At 57.3% G+C, this 206-nt stretch carries 1 protein-coding gene; it reads left to right on the forward strand.

The features are described from left to right. The coding region (locus tag A372_RS32710) for a stalk domain-containing protein (protein WP_036702705.1) at positions 1 to 206 on the forward strand (206 nt) is incomplete at both ends.

Consider the following 206-nt stretch of genomic DNA (forward strand, 5'->3'; position numbering starts at 1 on the left):
ATCACTGCTGCAAGCAACCCCGTCTTACGCCAAGTCGGCGCCGCTAACTCCAGTAACAACCGTTTATGTGGATGACCGCCCGCTTGGGCTTCCTGCCCAACCGCTACTGCTAGACGGGACAACGCTCGTCCCTATGCGTCAGTTGTTTGAGGCGCAAGGAGCTGTGCTTTCCTGGAACGGAGCCAGCAAAACCGTAACAGCAACCA

Source organism: Paenibacillus sp. OSY-SE (assembly GCF_000283315.1).
Lineage (GTDB): Bacteria > Bacillota > Bacilli > Paenibacillales > Paenibacillaceae > Paenibacillus_B > Paenibacillus_B profundus.